General features: G+C 33.1%; 1 protein-coding gene. It reads left to right on the forward strand.

What is annotated here, in order from left to right; genetic code table 11:
- Positions 1 to 120: 120 nt before the first annotated feature.
- Positions 121 to 1,923, forward strand: a complete 1,803-nt coding sequence (gene pepF / locus C3E90_RS08445; protein WP_236915200.1) for an oligoendopeptidase F — start codon at positions 121 to 123, stop codon at positions 1,921 to 1,923.
- Positions 1,924 to 2,051 lie beyond the last annotated feature (128 nt).

The following is a 2,051-nucleotide window of genomic DNA, read 5'->3' on the forward strand; positions in this document are numbered from 1 at the left end:
AAATGGGGGGTCATTGTTTTTGTTTTATAAAAAACTATGTAACCCTTGATAATATAAGGTTTTAATAAAAAATAGGAGTGTCAAATTTGACACTACGAAATACAATAAGGGGGTTATTATATGAGTAAAGGACTTTTAGAGAGAAAAGATGTAGATGAAAGATTAACCTGGGATTTATCAGCCATATTCAAAGGGGAAGAAGAATTTGAAGGGAAGCTAAAAGAGGTAACATTGCTTTCTCATGAGATTGAAAAAGAATTTAAAGGTAAATTAAATGGAGCAAAGGAGATTAATGCTTGTTTAGACAAGCTAAAAGATTTATTAGAAATAACAGGTTTATTAGGAACTTATTCATTTTTATCAGTGTCAGTTAACCAGATGGATACGGAAAACCAGACTAGGCAGATGAAAACATCTACTATTTTAGCGGAGATTAAGAGTCGTCTCAGTTTTATAGAATCGGAGATAATTCAATTAGATGAAGAAATAATCCAAGAAGCCATAGAGGAATCGGAAGAAAATAGAAATTTCCTAAAGGATATAATGAGGAAAAAACCTTATGCTCTGCATCCTGAAGTGGAGAGAACCTTATCAGCTCTATCCAATGTATTAGATGCACCCTATCAGATATATAATAGAGCTAAATTAGCAGATATGGATTTTGGTACTTTTACGGTAGATGGGGAGGAGTATCCTTTAAGCTTTGTACTATTTGAAGGGAAATGGGAGTTTGAAAATGACACAAAGATTAGACGAGCTGCAGCGGAAGCTTTTTCTAATAAATTGAGGGAATATCAACATACCATAGCCACTGGATATCAAACTCAAGTTCAAAAAGAGAAAACTTTAGCTAATTTAAGAGGATTTGATTCGGTAATTGATAGTCTGTTGTTCCCTCAAAAGGTAGATCGAGAACTATATGATAGACAAATAGATTTGATAATGGAGCATTTGGCACCTCATATGAGGAAATATGCTAAACTAATCCAAAAAATCCATGGTTTAGAGGAAATGACTTTCGTGGATTTAAAATTAGCAGTAGACCCAGATTTTGAACCAAAGATAACTGTAGAAGAAGCTAGACCTTATGTTGAAGGGGCATTGTCTGTATATGGTGATGATTATCTAGAGATGGTAAAGAGGGCCTTTGATGAAAGATGGATAGATTTTGTTCAAAACAAGGGTAAGTCTACTGGTGCATTTTGTGCTAGTCCTTATGGTAGTCATCCATTTATATTGATTTCTTGGACTGAAAGAATGAGGGAAGTATTCGTTCTTTCTCATGAACTAGGGCATGCAGGGCATTTCTGCTTAGCTCATAAAAACCAAAATATATTTAATTCAAGACCTTCATTATATTGTATAGAATCACCTTCTACTATGAACGAAATGCTAATGGCAAATTACTTGATGAAAAATACGGAAGATAAGAGGATGAAAAGATGGGTATTGTCATCTATCATATCTAGAACTTACTATCATAATTTTGTAACCCATTTACTAGAAGCAGCTTTCCAAAGAGAAGTATATAAAATAGTTGATGATGGTGGTTCTGTTAATGCAGATTTATTGAACAAGCTAAAGAGGGAAGTATTAGAGAAGTTCTGGGGAGATGCAGTAGTAATCAATGAGGGGGCAGAGCTTACATGGATGAGACAACCTCATTATTATATGGGATTATATCCTTATACTTATAGTGCAGGACTTACTATTGCCACAGAAGTAAATAATAGAATATTATCAGAAGGTCAAAAGGCCATTGATGATTGGCTATCAGTATTAAAATCTGGAGGTAATTATACTCCAGTAGAATTTGCTAGAAAAGCAGGAGTGGATATTACTACGGATAAACCATTGCTGCATACTATAGAACATATTGGAAAAATAATAGATGAAATAATTGAATTAACAGAAGAATTATAAATAGATGGGGACGGATATTTTAAATATCCGGAGACTGTAATAAATTTTGTGCTTTAAGTAAGTTTGATTACTCTGATCTGACAAGAAAATTTAGATTTAATTTAGATAATAATTTTTCAAATTTGATA

This window comes from Clostridium sp. Cult2 (assembly GCF_021655075.1).
Taxonomy (GTDB): Bacteria; Bacillota; Clostridia; order Tissierellales; family Tepidimicrobiaceae; genus Schnuerera.